Source organism: Streptomyces gamaensis, assembly GCF_042656465.1.
In the GTDB taxonomy this organism is placed as follows: Bacteria; Actinomycetota; Actinomycetes; order Streptomycetales; family Streptomycetaceae; genus Streptomyces; species Streptomyces gamaensis.
The window spans coordinates 209,125-225,198 of record NZ_JBHSPB010000004.1; the positions used below are offsets into that span (position 1 = coordinate 209,125).

Sequence of the window (16,074 nt, forward strand, 5' to 3'; positions counted from 1 at the left end):
TCGCACCCGGCCGTACGGCGCTGTGTCCGCCCGCTTCGGCAACGCGCCTCGCGCCGAGGCTACTTGGCGGCCGGAGGGTGCTGCTGCTTGCCGCCGGGCGGGTCCGGTGTGCACGTCGGGGACGGTGGGGACGGCGGTGGCTTGTGCGGCGGCTTCTGGGGTTTCTGCGGCTTCTTCGGGGGCGCGCCCGTCGGGGAGGGCGAGGCGCCCGGAGGGCAGGTGCACTCCGCGGTCGGGGTGCCGGGCGCGGCCGTGTCGGTGCCCGTGGCCCTGCCCGTCGCCGTGCCCGTGCCCGAACAGTCGCCCAGGACGCTCGCCGTGAACACCTCCTTGCCGGCGACCTTCGCCGTCAGCCGGCCCCGGAGGCAGGAGGTGCCGTCGATGCCGGTGACGCGCCCGTAGACGATGATCGCGCGCTTGTCGGCGGTCATGCCCTTGCAGTCGACGCCGACGGCCGTCACGGGGCGCGGGGAGCCCGAGGCCGGGGTGCCGCCGCCCGCGTCCGCCTTGCCCAGGCAGTCGAGCCAGGCCACGTCGTATCCGGCCTGTTTGAGCCGCGCGGCCGCCAGGTCGCCGGTGGTGTAGGAGACCGTGGACACGTCCAGCCCGCCGCCCGCCGGTTCGCATCCGGTGAGGGCGAGGGCGGCCGGGGCGAGCAGCGCCAGCGCGCCTGCCGCACACCATGCCTTTCCGCCTCTTGAGCGCCGCGATGCACCCATACGGGACAGTTTCCCATCGGCCGGGCCCCGGCGGAAGGCCGCTCCGGGCGGCCGTGCGCCCGTGCGCCGGGGGCACATTTCTCCGCCAACTCCCGTCCGTCGCCCACAAGTTCGGAATCACGGGTTTTCTCCATTGAGCGCCTGACTTTCACCCGCTCCCCCTACGCTTTCTCCTGCGAAGGAGAGACACGCGCGCACCGGGGGGTCGCGCGAGGGTCCTAGGGGGGACTTCCTTGCTCACGTCCGTAGTGGTCTGCCTGGTGTCGCTGGCGCTGTTCTGGATCGCGGCCTTCACGCTCTGGTGGCAGATGCACGCCTGGCGCACCCCGGAGACGCTCGCCGCGACCCGTTTCGAGCCCCCGAGCGGCGCGGGCGCCCTGTCGTTCTCGCTGCTGGTGCCGGCCCGGCACGAACAGGCCGTGCTCGAACACACCGTCAGAGGGCTGCTGCGGTCCACCCACCGCCGCTTCGAGGTCCTGGTGATCGTCGGCCATGACGATCCGGGGACCGCCGAGGTCGCCGAGCTGGTCGCGGCCCTCTCCCCGAACCGGGTCCGGGTCATCACCGACACCCACGCGGTGAAGAACAAGCCCAGGGCCCTCAACACCGCGCTCCCCCACTGCCTCGGCGAGGTCGTGGGGGTCTTCGACGCCGAGGACCAGGTGCACCCGGAGCTGCTCACGCACGTCGACCACGCCTTCCGCGCCACCGGCGCCGACGTGGTGCAGGGCGGCGTCCAGCTGATCAACTTCCACTCCAGCTGGTACAGCCTGCGCAACTGCCTGGAGTACTTCTTCTGGTTCCGCAGCAGACTCCATCTGCACGCGCAGAAGGGCTTCATCCCGCTCGGCGGCAACACCGTCTTCGTCCGCACGGACGTGCTGCGCGCGTCGGGCGGCTGGGATCCGGACTGTCTCGCGGAGGACTGCGATCTGGGTGTACGGCTGTCCAGCGCGGGCAAGCGCGTGGTCGTCGCCTACGACAGCGAGATGGTCACCCGTGAGGAGACGCCGGGTTCCCTGCTGGGCCTGCTCAGGCAGCGCACCCGCTGGAACCAGGGCTTCCTCCAGGTCTTCCGCAAGCGGGACTGGCGCCGGCTGCCCACGCTCGGGCAGCGCATGCTCGCCCGCCACACCCTGATGACGCCCTTCATGCAGGCGTTCACCGGCGTGGTCATCCCGTTGAACGTGCTGGTCGCGCTCGTCCTGCACGTCCCCGTGCACATCGCCGTGCTCACCTTCCTGCCGGCGGTGACGGCCTTCGTCACCTTCGTCTTCGAGGTCGTCGGGCTGCACGACTTCGGCGCGCAGTACGGGCTGCGTGTCCGCTTCGTCCACTACGTCAAGCTCGTCGTCGGCGGGCCGTTCTACCAGCTGCTGCTGGCCGTCGCGGCGATCCGCGCGGTGTGGCGGGAGCAGCGCGGCCGCGGCGAATGGGAACTGACCCGGCACGTCGGCGCGCATCTGACCCGAGAGGACGCCCTTTCGTGACCGCCACCCTCCCCACCGCACCGGCCCGGCCCGCTGCGGGGCCCCGGCACGCCCGGGCCAGGGTCCGCCCGGTGCTGCGCCTGCGCAACTCCCCGCCGGACGTGCTGCTGTGCGGGGCGCTGCTGTGCGCGGTCCTGTGCGTGCAGGGCTGGAACATCACCGGCTATCCCAACCTCAGTGACGACGAGGGGACTTACCTCGCCCAGGCGTGGGCCGTCCAGCAGGGCCGGGGCCTGGCCCACTACACCTACTGGTACGACCACCCGCCGCTGGGCTGGCTGCAGCTCGCCGCCGTCACCTGGCTGCCGTCCGTCGTCTCCCCGGAGCTGTTCACGGTCGCCCCGATGCGCTGGGCGATGCTGGCCGTCAGCGCGGCGGGGGCCGTCCTGTGCTACGCGCTGGGCCGCCGGCTGGGGCTGCCGCACTGGGTCGCGGGGCTCGCGACGCTGCTCTACGGGCTCTCGCCGCTGTCGGTGGTGCTGCAGCGGCAGATCTTCCTCGACAACATCGCCGTGGTGTGGATGCTGCTGGCCTTCTGTCTGGCCGCCTCGCCGCGCCGTCATCTGTGGCACCACTTCGCGGCCGGGCTCGCGGCGGCGGTCTCGGTGCTGTCGAAGGAGACGATGCTGATCGTGCTGCCGGCGCTGCTGGTGACGCTGTGGCAGCACAGTCACCGTGCCACCCGGAAGTTCGCGGTGACGGGCGCGGTGACGGCCTGTGTGCTGACCGGGCTCGCCTATCCGCTGTTCGCGCTGCTCCACCACGAGCTGTTCCCGGGACCGGACCACGTCTCGCTCGCCGACGGCATCAAGTACCAGCTCACCAGGGCCGGTTCGGGTTTCGTGCTGTCGCCGGGCACGGGCGCGCGGCGGGTGCTCGGCTCGTGGCTGTACTACGACCGTGTCCTGCCGCTCGCCGGGCTCGCCGCCGCGTCCGTCCTGCTGGTCACCGCCCGGCGGCCGGGAACGACGGGCCGCCGGCTGCTGGGGCCGGCCCTGGCGGTGGCCGCGCTGACGGCGATGGTGCTGCGCCCCTCCGGCTATCTGCCGGCGATGTACGTCATCCAGCTGCTGCCGTTCCTCGCGCTGTGCCTGGCGGGGCTGGCCGCGGCCGTGCCCGCGCGGATCCTGCACACCCCTCCCGGTTTCCGGCGGCGCTGGTACGCGGCGCGCTGGACGGCCGTCCTGCTGCTCGCGGGCGGGGCGCTGGGCTGGACCGTGCCGCGCTGGTACGACGGCGACCGGGCGGCCGTCACCCGCGAGCTCAACGGGCCCTACCGGCAGGCCGTTTCCTGGCTGGGCGACCGGGGGAAGGTCGCCGACCCGGGCCGGGCGCGGGTGCTCGCCGACGACGCGGTCTGGCTCGACCTCGTGCACCGCGGTTACTCCCCCGGCACCGGCGCCATCTGGTTCTACAAGGCCGACCTCGACCCGGCGATCAGGGCGCGGCTGCCGCACGGCTGGCGGGACGTCGACTACGTGGTGGCCTCCCCGACGGTGCGCCGTGACGCCGTCGACCTGCCCGTGGTCGAGGGCGCGTTGGAGCACTCCCGGCCCGTCGCGGTCTTCGGCGGGGGAGCGGACCGTATCGAGATCCGCCGGGTCGCCCGCGGGAGCGCCCGATGACGCTCTCCGGCACCGGCGCCGAGGCCGCGGAGCGCGCCGACGGGGGCCGTCTCGCCGCCGTCCTCGGCAGGCTGGGCACCGCTCCCCCCTTCGTGCGGATGCTGCTGTTCGGGTTCATCGGCCTGACCGGCTTCGCCCCCAACCTCCTTGCGCTCCAGCTGCTCACGGCGGCCGGGCTGCACTACGTGCCCGCGGAGATCGCCGCGAACCAGGCGGGCGTGCTGTGGAACTTCCTGCTGATCGATGTGGTGCTCTTCCGCGACCGGCGGCGGCACCGCCACTGGCTGGACCGTGCCGCGCGCTTCGCGCTGCTCGCCAACGCCGATCTGCTGCTGCGCATTCCGCTGATCGCCCTGTTCGTGGGCGTGGTGCGGATCGGGGTGCTGCCCGCGACCGCGCTCGCCCTGCTGACGACCTTCGTGGTGCGCTTCGCGGCCACGGAGGCCCTCGTCTACCTGCCGCGTGCCGGGCGCCTGGCGTCCCGCAAGGGCCGTACGTGCGCATAGGGGCCCCGGACGCGCGGTCCGGGGCCCCGGCGGTGGTCCGTTCCGGTCAGCCGCAGTTGCCCGCCGGGCGGTTGCGGGTGACGAGGTCGGTGGAGCCGGTCGTGGCGTCGACCCAGACGACCTGCCGGCCTCCGGCCGCGGCGGCGGCGGACTGCTCACCGCGGTTGCAGGAGACCCGGCCGCGCGGGGAGCCGTCGGCCGTGAACTGCCAGAGCTTGGCGAGGGATTCGTTGCGCGGCCGGCTGTCGGCCGGCTGGACGCTGACGGCGCTGACGGTCAGGGCGTCGTCGGAGGCCGTCAGGCCGACGGCGCGCAGGGCGTCCGGGCCCTGCGCCGGGGTGAGGTCCTTCACGCCGGTGCCGTCGAGGTTCGCGCGGCGCACCACGGTCGGGTCCTTCCAGGTGGCGCCGGGGGCCAGCCAGTAGACGCTGTTGCCGCTGATGGCGGTGGGGCCGAAGCCGGCGGCCGAGGCGGGCTGCTGGACCCGCGTGCGGTTGCCGGTGCTCAGGTCGAGGATCTCCACGTCCGAGGACTTCTTGCGGAAGTCGTAGGTGGTGTAGGCGATCCGGCCGTGGCCGATCGATCCGTCGAGGGACGTCGTGCCGCCGGCGTCCACCGGGGTCCAGCGGTGCGTCGGGTCGCTGAGCCGCGTGTACATCACGTGCCGGTGCCGGGCGGGGTAGCCGACGTCCAGCGTCACGATGTCGCCCTCGACGCGCACGTTGCCGACACCGCGCCGGGCGACGTACAGCTCCTTGACCGGGCCGCCCGCGATCGGCCGGGCCAGGACGCGTACGACCCGGCGCTGGTACGACTGCCAGACGACGGTCTTGCCGTCGGTGGCCGGGTGCACGTTGTAGGCGCCGTTGTTGGGGCTGATCAGCTTGCGCTGTCCGCTGCCGTCGGTACGGCCGGCCCACACCGAGTACGGCTCGGTGCCGGTCTCGTTGGAGGCGGACGCGGCCCACCAGCCGCCGCCCGCGCCCACGCGGGAGCCGTCGGTGTTGACGGCGGCGAGCAGCACGTCGGAGTCCACGCCCATGGCGAGCTCCCAGCCGGGCACGATGCCGTGGGCGTTGAAGGAGCGTTCGACGGCGCGCAGTTGGCCGTCGGTGAGCTTGAGGTCCCGGGCGGCGGCGAGGACGGCGGCGCGGCCCTCGGTGAAGCCGTCGAGCGGGGTCAGGTACGCGCTGAGCGCCGTGTAGACGAGCTTGTCGGCGAGCGGTCCGCCGAGGTCCTTGCGGATGTCCCACAACGCGCCGGAGAAGATGGTGGAGTTGAGGTGGACGCCGCCGTTGTCGGTGCCGATGGCGACGCCGAGGAAGGACGTGGAGGTGGTCCGTCCGTCGTTCATGTCGCGGATGGCGCACTGGCGGGGGGTCCTGGTCCGGCACAGGGTGTCGCCGAGGAGGCCCGAGTCGGGGCTGTCCATGGCGATGCCGTAGGTGTCGGTCTTGATGGCGTTGCCGAAGTAGTCGGCCAGCGCCTCGTTCATGGCGCCGGACTGTCCGGCGTAGACGAGGTCGGCGGTGTTCTGGACGACGCCGTGGGTCATCTCGTGGCCGACGACGTCGAGTCCGGCGGACAGCGGCCGGTACTCCTTGTCGCCGTTGCCGTAGACCATCTTGGTGCCGTCCCAGAAGGCGTTGACGTACGGCATGCCGTACCAGCTGACGCCGACGAGGGAGTTGAGGGCCATGCCCCGGCCGTCGAGGCTGGTGCGGCCGTGCTGCTGCTTGTAGTAGTCGTAGACCTTGCCGGCGGCCCAGTGCGCGTCGACGGCGCCCGCCTCGGTGGCGTCCTTGCCGAAGGCCGGGGCCGGGGAGGCGAACTCCTTGATGTCCCAGGGCCAGGTGCCGGAGACGTCGCCGACGCTCTTGGCGCGCGCGTCCCAGGTGGCGATCCGGTTCTTCTCACTGGTGTCCTGGGAGCGGGTGCGGTCGCGCAGCACGTACAGCTTGCGGGCGTCGTCGCGGGTGATCTGCAACGGGACGGTGGTGCCGTCGAGTTTCGCGCCGGAGCCCTGGATGCCGTCGGCGGCCGCTTCGCTGCGGTGCGCCGCCCGCGCTGCCGGGCCCGCGGCCGGGAAGGGCTGCGGGCCCTCGAAGGTCTTGAGGGAGCTGTAGCGCAGGACCGGGTATCCGGACGCGGCGTCGACGTACACCTCCTGGAGGACCGGCTCGCCGGTGGCGGGGGCGGTGCCGCGCACGGTGATGTGCCGGGTGAGGACGCCTTCGCCCTTGGGCAGGACGACCAGTCCCTGGTCGGTGCCGGTCAGTTCGGGCTCCTGGCCTCCGCCGCCCGGCGCGGGGAGTCCCGCGGTGACCGCGTCGACGGCCCGCTCGATCGCGAGGTCCGTCTCGACCTGTGGTTCGGTGGCGGCCTTCAGTCCGGTGAAGTACTTGCCGGAGGTGCCGGTGACGACGCGTTTGCTTCCGCTGTTCTCCATGCGCACGACGTACTGCCCGCCGAGGACGTCGATGCCCCGGTACTTCTGCTGGAGGCGCACGATCTCCGTGCGTCCTGCGGTGGTGGTCCCCACGGGCTTCAGGTCGCGCTGCGGATCGGCGATGCGGTAGCGGCTCTTCTTGTCGGCCAGGTGCCCGCGGGCGGCGTCGGCCGCGCTGGCGTCCGGCTTCGCCGCCTCCCGGATCCCCTCGACCAGCGCGGGCGTCTCGGTGCGCTGCCCGGGGACCACCTCCCCGGGGCCCGGGGGTTTGGGCTGCGCCGCGTGGGCGGGCACCGCCGTGACCACGAGTGCGGCGGCGCCGATCAGCGCCGCCGCACCGGATATTCCGGATATGCCGCTGTGTGGTCTGGACGCTCCGCTCCCCGTGGATCTTCTCGGTCTCGCCTTACGTGCTCGGTTGCTGCGCAAGGTGTTCCCCCTCCGCGACACGCTGATGGCGTTCGGGCGCCTGTGGATGTCGAGCGCCTGTGGATTTCGGGCGAGGGACATGCAAGCGGCACGTGCGGCGGCTCGGCAATGGAGTGCGGGAAGTCCCGGTCGGATTCCGGACGTTCGGTCGCGATGGTTCCAGTTGGCTCGGGAATATTCCGTTCCGGTCCCTTATGCCACCAGTCCGCCGCGCCTGGCCAGGGCGACCGCCGTGACCCGGTTGTTCGCGCCGAGCTTCCGGTAGACCTTCTCCAGATGACGGTTGACGGTGTGCGGGGAGATCCCCAGGCGGCGGCCGATCGCCTGGGTCGTGAGCCCCTCCGCGAGCAGCCCCAGGACGGTCGTCTCGCGCGGGGTGAGCCCGTGGTCGTCGGGGGTGGGCGCGGCCGCCACGGCGGCCCGCAGCCGGCTCAGCTCCCGCAGATGGCTGTCCATGGTGACGAGCAAGGGCTGGACGCGCCGCAGGAATTCGACATCGCGGTCGTGGAAGTCCCCCACGCGCCCGAAGCTCAGGGCCCGGTGGCCGGGCGGGCCGCCGGGCAGCGGGAGCGCGATCTGCTGCGTCGTACCGCACAGGTCCCGCGCCTCGGTGTACCAGGGCGCCTGCCGCCAGTCGTCGCACAGGTCGGTCACCCGGACCGGATCGGTGTTCCCGGCGAGCAGATACGGCACCATCGGGTGCCCCTGTTCCATACGGCGCGCGATGAGCTCACCGACGTCGGGCCCGAGCCAGTACGGGGACCAGCCGTCGGCGACGCCCGGCAGCCCGTCGGAGGGCAGCCTGGCGAGGATCACCGAGACACAGCCGACCGCGGCGTGCAGCCGCTCGGCGGTCAGATGCCACGCGGAGTCGGGGTCGCCCTCGTGGAGCACCGCCTGGACGAGGTCGAGGATGCGCTCGTAGTCCCGGATCTGGAGCTGTGCCATGTACGCAGCATGGCAAACGGCACGCCAGGAGCCCAGCCGGGCAGGCGTGCGACGGCAGCCCCGGCCCTCCCCTCCGGCGCCGGGACCGTACAGGACGGCGGAGTTGGCCGGTTCGCGTCGGCCCCGCGGTCCGTCGGCAGGGCGCCGCCACCGAATCCCCCGCGGTCGGCGGCGGCGCCTCCCACGCCTTCGATCCTGCGGCACACGCGGGGCCCGTGCCATAGGAAGGACTTCCTATCCGGCGCTCCTGGCCTGCGCCTTTCCCACTCCGGCGCACGCTCCGGGGCCGCCGGTACGGGCCGTACGGGCCGGTTCAGGACCAGCGGCCCGTACGCCCCAGCAGCAGCGCCGTCGCCGCCGTACCCGCCGTGGAGGTGCGCAGCACGCTGGGGCCCAGCCGGTACGGACGCGCGCCCGCGTCCGCGAAGACCGCCAACTCCTCGGGGGAGACGCCCCCTTCGGGTCCGACGACGAGCACGATACTGCCGGAGGCGGGCAGTCCGGCAGTCGCCAGCGGGGCGCTGTGGCCCTCCTCGTGCAGGACGGCCGCGAAGTCCGCGTCCGCGAGCAGCACCGCGACCTGCTTGGTCGTCATCGGCTCGGCGACCGGCGGGAAACGCAGCCGCCGCGACTGCTTGCCCGCCTCACGGGCCGTCGAGCGCCACTTGGCCAGCGACTTGGCCCCGCGCTCGCCCTTCCACTGGGTGATGCAGCGGGCGGCCGACCACGGCACGATCGCGTCCACGCCCGTCTCCGTCATCGTCTCCACCGCCAGCTCGCCCCGGTCGCCCTTGGGCAGGGCCTGGACGACCGTGATGCGCGGCTCGGGCAGCGGCTCGGACCGTACCGAGGTGACGGCGACCTCCAGCCGGTCCTTGCCCTCGACGGACGCGACCGTGCCGAAGGCCCCGTTGCCCGCCCCGTCCGTCAGCGTGATCTCCTCGCCCACGCGCAGCCGCCGCACGGAGACCGCGTGCCGGCCCTCGGGGCCGCCCAGGGGGAAGAGGGTGCCGGGGAAGACGCCTGTGAGCGCGCCCTCCTCGACCAGGAAGACCGGGGCCGTCATGTCGCGCTCCCTTGCGTTTCTTGCGTGTTGGTGCGGGTGTTGCGTGCCGTGCGGTTACGGGGCCGGCGTCCCGCGGGTCACTTCGCCCCGCGCGGCGCCGAGTTCGGCGGCGAGCACCTCGACGAGCCGGCCCGCCGGCAGCTCGCGGGCCAGCCGGTGCCCCTGCCCCGCCCACAGGTTGACCGCCTGCGGGTCACCGGCCGCCGCGGCCGCCCTGCGCAGCGGGGCCGTCAGATAGTGCACCTGCGGGTAGGCGGCGGGCGCGTACGGGCCGTGCTCCCGCATGAACCGGTTCACCAGCCCGCGCGCCGGACGCCCGGAGAACGCGCGCGTCAGCTCCGTACCCGTGAACATCGGGTCCGTCAGCGCCTGTTTGTGCAGCGGGTGCGCGCCCGACTCCGGGCAGGGCAGGAACGCCGTGCCCAGCTGCGCCGCGACCGCGCCGACAGCCAGCACGGCGGCTATCTGCGCGCCCCGCATCAGCCCGCCCGCCGCGACCAGCGGCATCCCCGGCACCTCCGCGCGGACCTGCGTCAGCAGCGGCAGCAGCCCCAGGCCCGCGCCCGTACCGTCCGCCTGCGGGTCGTCGTGGTGCGTGCCCTGGTGGCCGCCCGCCTCCACGCCCTGGACGCACAGCGCGTCCGCGCCCGCCGCCCGCGCGGCCCGCGCCTCCGCGACCGACGTCACCGTGACGACCGTCACCGTCCCCAGACGGGCAAGCGCCTCGACGACCGCGCGCTCGGGGCAGCCGAAGGTGAAGGAGACCACCGGCACCGGATCGTCCAGCAGGATCGCGAGCTTCGCGTCGTAGGCGTCGTCGCAGCCCTGGTCGGGATCGCCCAGCGGGGTCTCGTACCACGTGGCCTCGGCGGCCAGCTGCTCGGCGTACACCGCGACGGCGGCCGGATCGGCCGCCGGGGGCTGCGGCATGAACAGGTTCACACCGAACGGGCGGGAGGTGCGCGCCCGCAGCTGCTTGATCTCCTCGTACATCGCCGCCGGCGTCTTGTACCCGGCCGCGAGGAAACCGAGACCGCCCGCTTCCGACACCGCCGCCGCCAGCGCCGGCCCCGACGCGCCGCCCGCCATGGGGGCCTGCACGATCGGACACCGGAAGAGCCCGGTCAGCGCGGCGGCCCCCCTGGATTCGTAAGCCATGGCCACATCGTGTCATGGGCGACGTCGCGCGCCGAATCGAACCCTGGGGGGCCGTAACGCCTGTTGAGGCTTACCGTGCGGGGGCTACCGCCCGTTGAACGCATCCTTCAGACGGGAGAACAACCCCTGCTGCCCCGGCTTGAACTCGCCCATCGGCCGCTCCTCGCCGCGCAGCTTCGCCAGCTGGCGCAGGAGCTCCTCCTGCTGCGCGTCGAGCTTGGCCGGGGTGATCACCTCGACGTGCACGACGAGATCACCGCGGCCGCCGCCGCGCAGGTGCGTGACACCGCGCTGGTGCAGCGGGATCGACTGGCCGGACTGGGTGCCCGGACGGATGTCGATCTCCTCGGGGCCGTCCAGGGTCTCCAGCGGCACCTTCGTGCCGAGCGCCGCCGCCGTCATCGGGATGGTGACCGTGCAGTGCAGATCGTCGCCGCGCCGCTGGAAGACCTGGTGCGGCTTCTCGCGGATCTCCACGTACAGATCGCCCGCCGGACCGCCGCCCGGGCCGACCTCGCCCTCGCCCGCGAGCTGGATGCGGGTGCCGTTGTCCACACCCGCCGGGATCTTGACGGTGAGGGTGCGGCGCGAGCGGACCCGGCCGTCACCGGCGCACTCCGGGCACGGGGTCGGCACGACCGTGCCGAAGCCCTGGCACTGCGGGCACGGCCGGGAGGTCATGACCTGGCCGAGGAAGGAGCGGGTGACCTGGGAGACCTCGCCGCGGCCGCGGCACATGTCACAGGTCTGCGCGGAGGTGCCGGGGGCGGCGCCCTCGCCGCTGCACGTGGTGCAGACGACGGCGGTGTCGACCTGGATCTCCTTGGTCGTGCCGAACGCGGCCTCGTCCAGGGAGACTTCGAGCCGGATCATGGCGTCCTGGCCGCGCCGGGTGCGCGAGCGCGGGCCGCGCTGCGTCGCCTGCCCGAAGAACGCGTCCATGATGTCCGAGAAGTTGCCGAAGCCCGCGCCGAAGCCGCCCGCCCCGGCACCGCCGGAGTTGGACAGGGGGTCGCCGCCGAGGTCGTAGACCTGCTTCTTCTGCGGGTCCGAGAGCACCTCGTAGGCGGCGTTGATCTCCTTGAACCGCTCCTGGGTCTTCGGGTCCGGATTGACATCCGGGTGCAGCTCCCGGGCGAGCCGGCGGAACGCCTTCTTGATCTCGTCCTGCGAGGCATCGCGCCGGACGCCCAGGACCGCGTAGTAATCCGTGGCCACTTACGACTCCGCCAGGATCTGTCCGACGTAACGTGCCACTGCGCGTACCGCTCCCATCGTTCCGGGGTAGTCCATGCGGGTCGGTCCGACCACGCCGAGTTTGGCTACAGCCTCGTCGCCCGAACCGTAGCCGACGGCGACGACGGATGTGGAGTTCAGCCCCTCGTGGGCGTTCTCATGGCCGATGCGCACCGTCATGCCCGAGTCCGTGGCCTCGCCCAGCAGCCGAAGCAGGACGACCTGCTCCTCCAGCGCCTCCAGCACGGGCCGGATGGTCAGCGGGAAGTCGTGGCCGAAGCGGGTGAGATTGGCGGTGCCGCCGATGATCAGCCGCTCCTCGGTCTCCTCGACGAGGGTCTCCAGCAGGGTCGTGACGACTGTGGAAACGGTTCCTCGGTCGTCCTGCTCGAAGGCCTCCGGGAGGTCCTGCACGAGCTGCGGCACCTCGGTGAAACGGTGGCCCACGACCCGGCTGTTGAGCCGCGCCCGCAGGTCCGCCAGCGCGGTCTCGCCGATCGGCGCCGGGCAGTCGACCATGCGCTGCTCGACCCGGCCGGTGTCCGTGATCACGACGAGCATCACCCGGGCCGGCGCGAGGGCGAGCAGCTCCACATGACGCACCGTCGACCGGGACAGTGAGGGGTACTGCACGACCGCGACCTGCCGGGTCAGCTGGGCGAGCAGCCGCACGGTGCGGCTGACCACGTCGTCGAGGTCGACGGCGCCGTCCAGGAAGTTCTGGATGGCGCGCCGCTCGGGCGGGGACAGGGGCTTGATGCCCGCCAGCCGGTCGACGAAGAGCCGGTAGCCCTTGTCGGTCGGGATGCGGCCGGCGCTCGTGTGGGGCTGGGCGATGAAGCCCTCCTCCTCCAGCGCGGCCATGTCGTTGCGCACCGTGGCGGGCGAGACACCCAGGCGGTGCCGCTCGGTGAGGGCCTTGGAGCCGACCGGCTCCTCGGTGCCCACATAGTCCTGGACGATGGCGCGCAACACTTCGAGCCTCCGTTCGCTCAGCATTGCGCGCACCTCCAGTCCGTTCGTCTCTCGGGGGTCGGTCCCTGGCACTCAGAGGTCACGAGTGCCAAATCCCTCCCGTCAGTGTACGGCCGGGCCCCGTGGGCAGGGCAAGAGCGGTCCCCGCCGACCGTCCGCCGGGTAGCGTCCGGGTATGCACAGCACAGCGGACGGCGGGGCACACGACGGGGCGCACGAGGGGCCGGCGGCGGCGCGGTGGGAGCGTCTCGCGCCAGGGGTGGCGCGGCGCAGACTGCCCGGCTGGGACGCGACCGCGGGGGTGGCCGCCGGGGCGTCGGGCGTGCTCGTCGTGGACACCGGCTCGTCGCTGCGGGAGGGCGCGGAGATCCGCCGGGAGGCCGAGGAGCTGTGCGGCCGCCGCGTGACGCACATCGCTCTCACGCACCCGCATTTCGATCATGTGCTGGGGACGGCGGCGTTCGCGGGAGTGCGGGTGTACGGGGCGGCGGGGCTCGCGGAGGCGCTGTCGCGCGGGCGCGAGGAGCTGCGCGCGGACGCCGTACGGCACGGGGCGGACCCGCGGGCGGCGGCCGAGGCGTGCGAGCTGCTGGTACGGCCCGGGCACGAGGTCGCCGGGGAGCTGACGCTGGACCTGGGCGGCGGGGTGCGGGCGCTGCTGGCCGCCGTCGGCCCCGGGCACACCGCGCACGACCTGGCCGTCCTGGTCACCGGGACGGGCGGCCCGGCCGTGCTGTTCTGCGGGGACCTGGTGGAGGAGTCGGGCGAGCCCCAGGCGGGACCGGACGCGCTGCCCGCCCGCTGGCCCGCCACGCTCGACCGGCTGCTCGCGCTCGGCGGCGAGGACGCGCTGTACGTGCCGGGGCACGGCGCCGTGGTCGACGCCCGCTTCGTGCGCGAGCAGCGCGCGGTGCTCGCGGCGCGGTACGGGGAGGGGTGACGGGCGGCGGCGGGCGCGTACGGGCCGTACGTGACGGGGTGACAGGAAGATCCCGTACGGGGCGAGAATGGCCCCCATGCGCGAGCGACACTACGGCCCGGACCTGACCCCTCCCTGGAAGCGGCAGCAGCCCGCCCCCGAGGTGCCGGCGGAGGTGGACCTCGTGGTCGAGGAGGTCTCGACGGGCTTCTGCGGGGCGGTGATCCGCTGCGAGAAGACGGCACAGGGGCCGACGGTCACCCTGGAGGACCGCTTCGGCAAGCACCGGGTCTTCCCCATGGAGCCGCGGGGCTTCCTGCTGGAGGGGCGGGTCGTCACGCTCGTCCGGCCCGCCGCGCGGCCCGCCGCCCCGCAGGGGCCGGGCCGGACCGCGTCGGGGTCGATCGCCGTGCCCGGGGCGCGGGCGCGGGTGGCGCGCGCGGGGCGCATCTATGTCGAGGGGCGCCACGACGCGGAGCTCGTGGAGCGGGTGTGGGGCGACGACCTGCGCATCGAGGGCGTGGTCGTGGAGTACCTGGAGGGCATCGACGACCTGCCCGCCGTCGTCCGCTCCTTCGCGCCGGGACCGGACGCCCGGCTGGGCGTGCTGGTGGACCACCTCGTGCCGGGTTCCAAGGAGTCCCGGATCGCCGCGTCGGTGACCGACGAGAACGTGCTGGTCGTCGGCCACCGGTACGTCGACGTGTGGCAGGCGGTCAAGCCGTCCTCGGTGGGCATCGCGCGCTGGCCGTCGGTACCGCACGGGCAGGACTGGAAGACGGGCGTGTGCCGGGCCCTCGGCTGGCCGGAGCACACGGGGGCCGCCTGGCAGCGGATCCTCGCGTCGGTGCGCTCGTACAAGGACCTGGAGCCGGATCTGCTGGGGGCGGTGGAGCGGCTCATCGACCATGTGACCGTGGGGAGTTGAGCCCCTCCGGTACGGGGCGGGCCGCCCCGTACCGGTTCATCCCAACGAGCGACCGGCCTGCGGCCTGCCGTTCATCGGGCGGCGCTAGTCGACGAGGTCGCGGACCACGGCGTCGGCGAGGAGACGGCCGCGCAGCGTCAGGACGGCGCGCCCCCGCGCGTACGGCCCCGGCTCCAACAGGCCGTCGGCGACGGCCCGTTCGGCGGCGCGGGCGCCCGCCGGGGCGAGCAGGGACAGCGGGCAGCCGGCGGCGAGGCGCAGTTCGAGCAGGATGCGCTCCACGCGCCGGTCCTCCTCGCCGAGGACCTCGCGGCCCGCGCCCGGGGAGCGGCCCTCGCCGAGGGCCTGCGCGTAGGCGCCCGGATGCTTGACGTTCCACCACCGCACGCCCCCGACGTGGGAGTGCGCGCCGGGGCCGGCGCCCCACCAGTCGGCTCCGCGCCAGTACAGCTCGTTGTGGCGGCAGCGGCCGGCCTCGCTGGTGGCCCAGTTGGAGACCTCGTACCAGTGGAAGCCGGCGGCGGTGAGCGCCTCCTCGGCGATGAGGTAGCGGTCGGCGTGCACGTCGTCGTCGGTCATGGGGACCTCGCCGCGCCGGATCCGGCGGGCGAGCTGCGTCCCCTCCTCGACGATCAGGGCGTAGGCGGAGACGTGGTCCGGGCCCGCACCGATCGCGGCGTCCAGGGACGCGCGCCAGTCCTCGTCGCTCTCGCCGGGCGTGCCGTAGATCAGGTCGAGGTTGACATGCGCGAAACCGGCGGCGCGGGCCTCGGCGACACAGGCCTCCGGACGGCCGGGAGTGTGCGTGCGGTCGAGGATCCGCAGGACGTGCTGCCGGGCGCTCTGCATGCCGAAGGAGATCCGGTTGAAGCCGCCCTCGCGCAGTTCCGCGAGGTAGCGGGGGGTGACGGACTCCGGGTTGGCCTCGGTGGTGATCTCCGCGTCGTCGGCGAACCCGAACTCCTCGCGGATCGCGCGCAGCGCCGCGACGAGGTCGGCGGCGGGCAGCAGGGTGGGGGTGCCGCCGCCGACGAAGACGGTCGTCACGGGCCGGGGGTCGTCACCGAGGATCTTGCGGGCCAGGCGGATCTCCTCGACGAGGATGCCGGCGTAGTTGTCGCGCGAGGCGAGCGCACCGCCGGAGCCGCGCAGCTCGCTCGCGGTGTAGGTGTTGAAGTCGCAGTACCCGCAGCGCGTCGCGCAGTACGGCACATGCAGATAGAACCCGAGCGGCCGCGCCCCCGCGCCGTCGAGGGCGTGCGGGGGCAGCGCCCCGCTCTCGGGCACGGGTTCGCCGTCGGGCAGTACGGAAGGCATGACCCCATTGTCCGGCACGCGACGGGGTCCCGGACCCGGCGGCGGACCGGGGCCGGGGCCCGGGGAAACCGGCCCGGGGTACGGGGGCGCCTCCGGCGCCGGGGGCATCCCGGGCTCGCGGGGACGTCCGCCACCGGGAGCGCCGGCTCCGGAACCGCTCGGCGGGCAGCCTGCCCGGCTTCGGTGCGCGCCGGGCGTTCGGGGTGCGCGGCCGGGCCCGGAGGGTGCGCGGCAGAGCGGCGCGGCGGCGCTCGGCCTCAGGAAAGCGCCTTCCCGGGCCACGGGGGCTCCCGGCAGGCCGGGAGGGGG

Annotated in this window: 12 protein-coding genes and 1 pseudogene; 5 read left to right on the forward strand and 8 right to left on the reverse strand. The window is 73.7% G+C overall.

Annotation, left to right across the window (positions count from 1 at the left end):
- Positions 1 to 59: 59 nt before the first annotated feature.
- Positions 60 to 719, reverse strand: a complete 660-nt coding sequence (locus ACFP1Z_RS08305; RefSeq protein ID WP_390315273.1) for a hypothetical protein — start codon at positions 717 to 719, stop codon at positions 60 to 62.
- A 233-nt stretch (positions 720 to 952) separates the two neighbouring features.
- Between ACFP1Z_RS08305 and ACFP1Z_RS08310 the strand changes: the two genes are divergently transcribed.
- The 3 genes and pseudogenes from ACFP1Z_RS08310 to ACFP1Z_RS08320 form a co-directional block, all read left to right on the forward strand.
- Complete coding sequence (locus tag ACFP1Z_RS08310; protein WP_390315274.1) at positions 953 to 2,209, forward strand: glycosyltransferase; 1,257 nt, start codon at positions 953 to 955, stop codon at positions 2,207 to 2,209.
- Positions 2,206 to 3,834 (forward strand): ArnT family glycosyltransferase, encoded by a 1,629-nt coding sequence (locus tag ACFP1Z_RS08315; RefSeq protein WP_390315275.1) that lies wholly within the window; start codon positions 2,206 to 2,208, stop codon positions 3,832 to 3,834. The genes ACFP1Z_RS08310 and ACFP1Z_RS08315 overlap by 4 nt, the downstream gene beginning before the upstream one ends.
- A gap of 68 nt (positions 3,835 to 3,902) precedes the next feature.
- Positions 3,903 to 4,340 (forward strand): annotated as a pseudogene (locus ACFP1Z_RS08320) (GtrA family protein); the annotation flags it as partial.
- Between the two features lie 46 nt (positions 4,341 to 4,386).
- On the opposite strand, the gene ACFP1Z_RS08325 reads toward ACFP1Z_RS08320, so the two are convergent.
- The 6 genes from ACFP1Z_RS08325 to hrcA form a co-directional block, all read right to left on the reverse strand.
- Positions 4,387 to 7,083, reverse strand: a complete 2,697-nt coding sequence (locus ACFP1Z_RS08325) for a M4 family metallopeptidase (RefSeq protein ID WP_390315276.1) — start codon at positions 7,081 to 7,083, stop codon at positions 4,387 to 4,389.
- Positions 7,084 to 7,410: 327 nt separating this feature from the next.
- Positions 7,411 to 8,166 (reverse strand): response regulator transcription factor, encoded by a 756-nt coding sequence (locus tag ACFP1Z_RS08330; protein ID WP_390315277.1) that lies wholly within the window; start codon positions 8,164 to 8,166, stop codon positions 7,411 to 7,413.
- Between the two features lie 313 nt (positions 8,167 to 8,479).
- Positions 8,480 to 9,232, reverse strand: coding sequence for a 16S rRNA (uracil(1498)-N(3))-methyltransferase (locus ACFP1Z_RS08335; protein ID WP_390315278.1), 753 nt, complete (start codon positions 9,230 to 9,232; stop codon positions 8,480 to 8,482).
- Between the two features lie 54 nt (positions 9,233 to 9,286).
- The gene (locus ACFP1Z_RS08340) at positions 9,287 to 10,390 is read right to left on the reverse strand and encodes a nitronate monooxygenase (RefSeq protein ID WP_390315279.1); all 1,104 of its coding nucleotides are present in this window, start codon (positions 10,388 to 10,390) and stop codon (positions 9,287 to 9,289) included.
- Between the two features lie 84 nt (positions 10,391 to 10,474).
- Positions 10,475 to 11,608, reverse strand: a complete 1,134-nt coding sequence (gene dnaJ, locus ACFP1Z_RS08345; RefSeq protein ID WP_390315280.1) for a molecular chaperone DnaJ — start codon at positions 11,606 to 11,608, stop codon at positions 10,475 to 10,477.
- Complete coding sequence (gene hrcA, locus ACFP1Z_RS08350) at positions 11,609 to 12,625, reverse strand: heat-inducible transcriptional repressor HrcA (protein WP_390315281.1); 1,017 nt, start codon at positions 12,623 to 12,625, stop codon at positions 11,609 to 11,611. It abuts the gene before it with no gap.
- A gap of 151 nt (positions 12,626 to 12,776) precedes the next feature.
- On the opposite strand from hrcA, the gene ACFP1Z_RS08355 reads away from it, so the two are divergent.
- Together ACFP1Z_RS08355 and ACFP1Z_RS08360 are read left to right on the forward strand one after the other, a co-directional pair.
- Positions 12,777 to 13,541 carry an MBL fold metallo-hydrolase gene (locus ACFP1Z_RS08355; RefSeq protein WP_390315282.1) on the forward strand — a complete coding sequence of 255 codons (765 nt, stop codon included), beginning with the start codon at positions 12,777 to 12,779 and terminating at the stop codon, positions 13,539 to 13,541.
- A 76-nt stretch (positions 13,542 to 13,617) separates the two neighbouring features.
- On the forward strand, positions 13,618 to 14,448 hold the full coding sequence (locus tag ACFP1Z_RS08360) for a DUF3097 domain-containing protein (protein WP_390315283.1): 831 nt from the start codon (positions 13,618 to 13,620) through the stop codon (positions 14,446 to 14,448).
- Between the two features lie 84 nt (positions 14,449 to 14,532).
- Here the strand turns inward: ACFP1Z_RS08360 and hemW are convergent, their stop codons facing one another.
- The gene (hemW, locus tag ACFP1Z_RS08365) at positions 14,533 to 15,765 is read right to left on the reverse strand and encodes a radical SAM family heme chaperone HemW (protein WP_390315284.1); all 1,233 of its coding nucleotides are present in this window, start codon (positions 15,763 to 15,765) and stop codon (positions 14,533 to 14,535) included.
- Positions 15,766 to 16,074 lie beyond the last annotated feature (309 nt).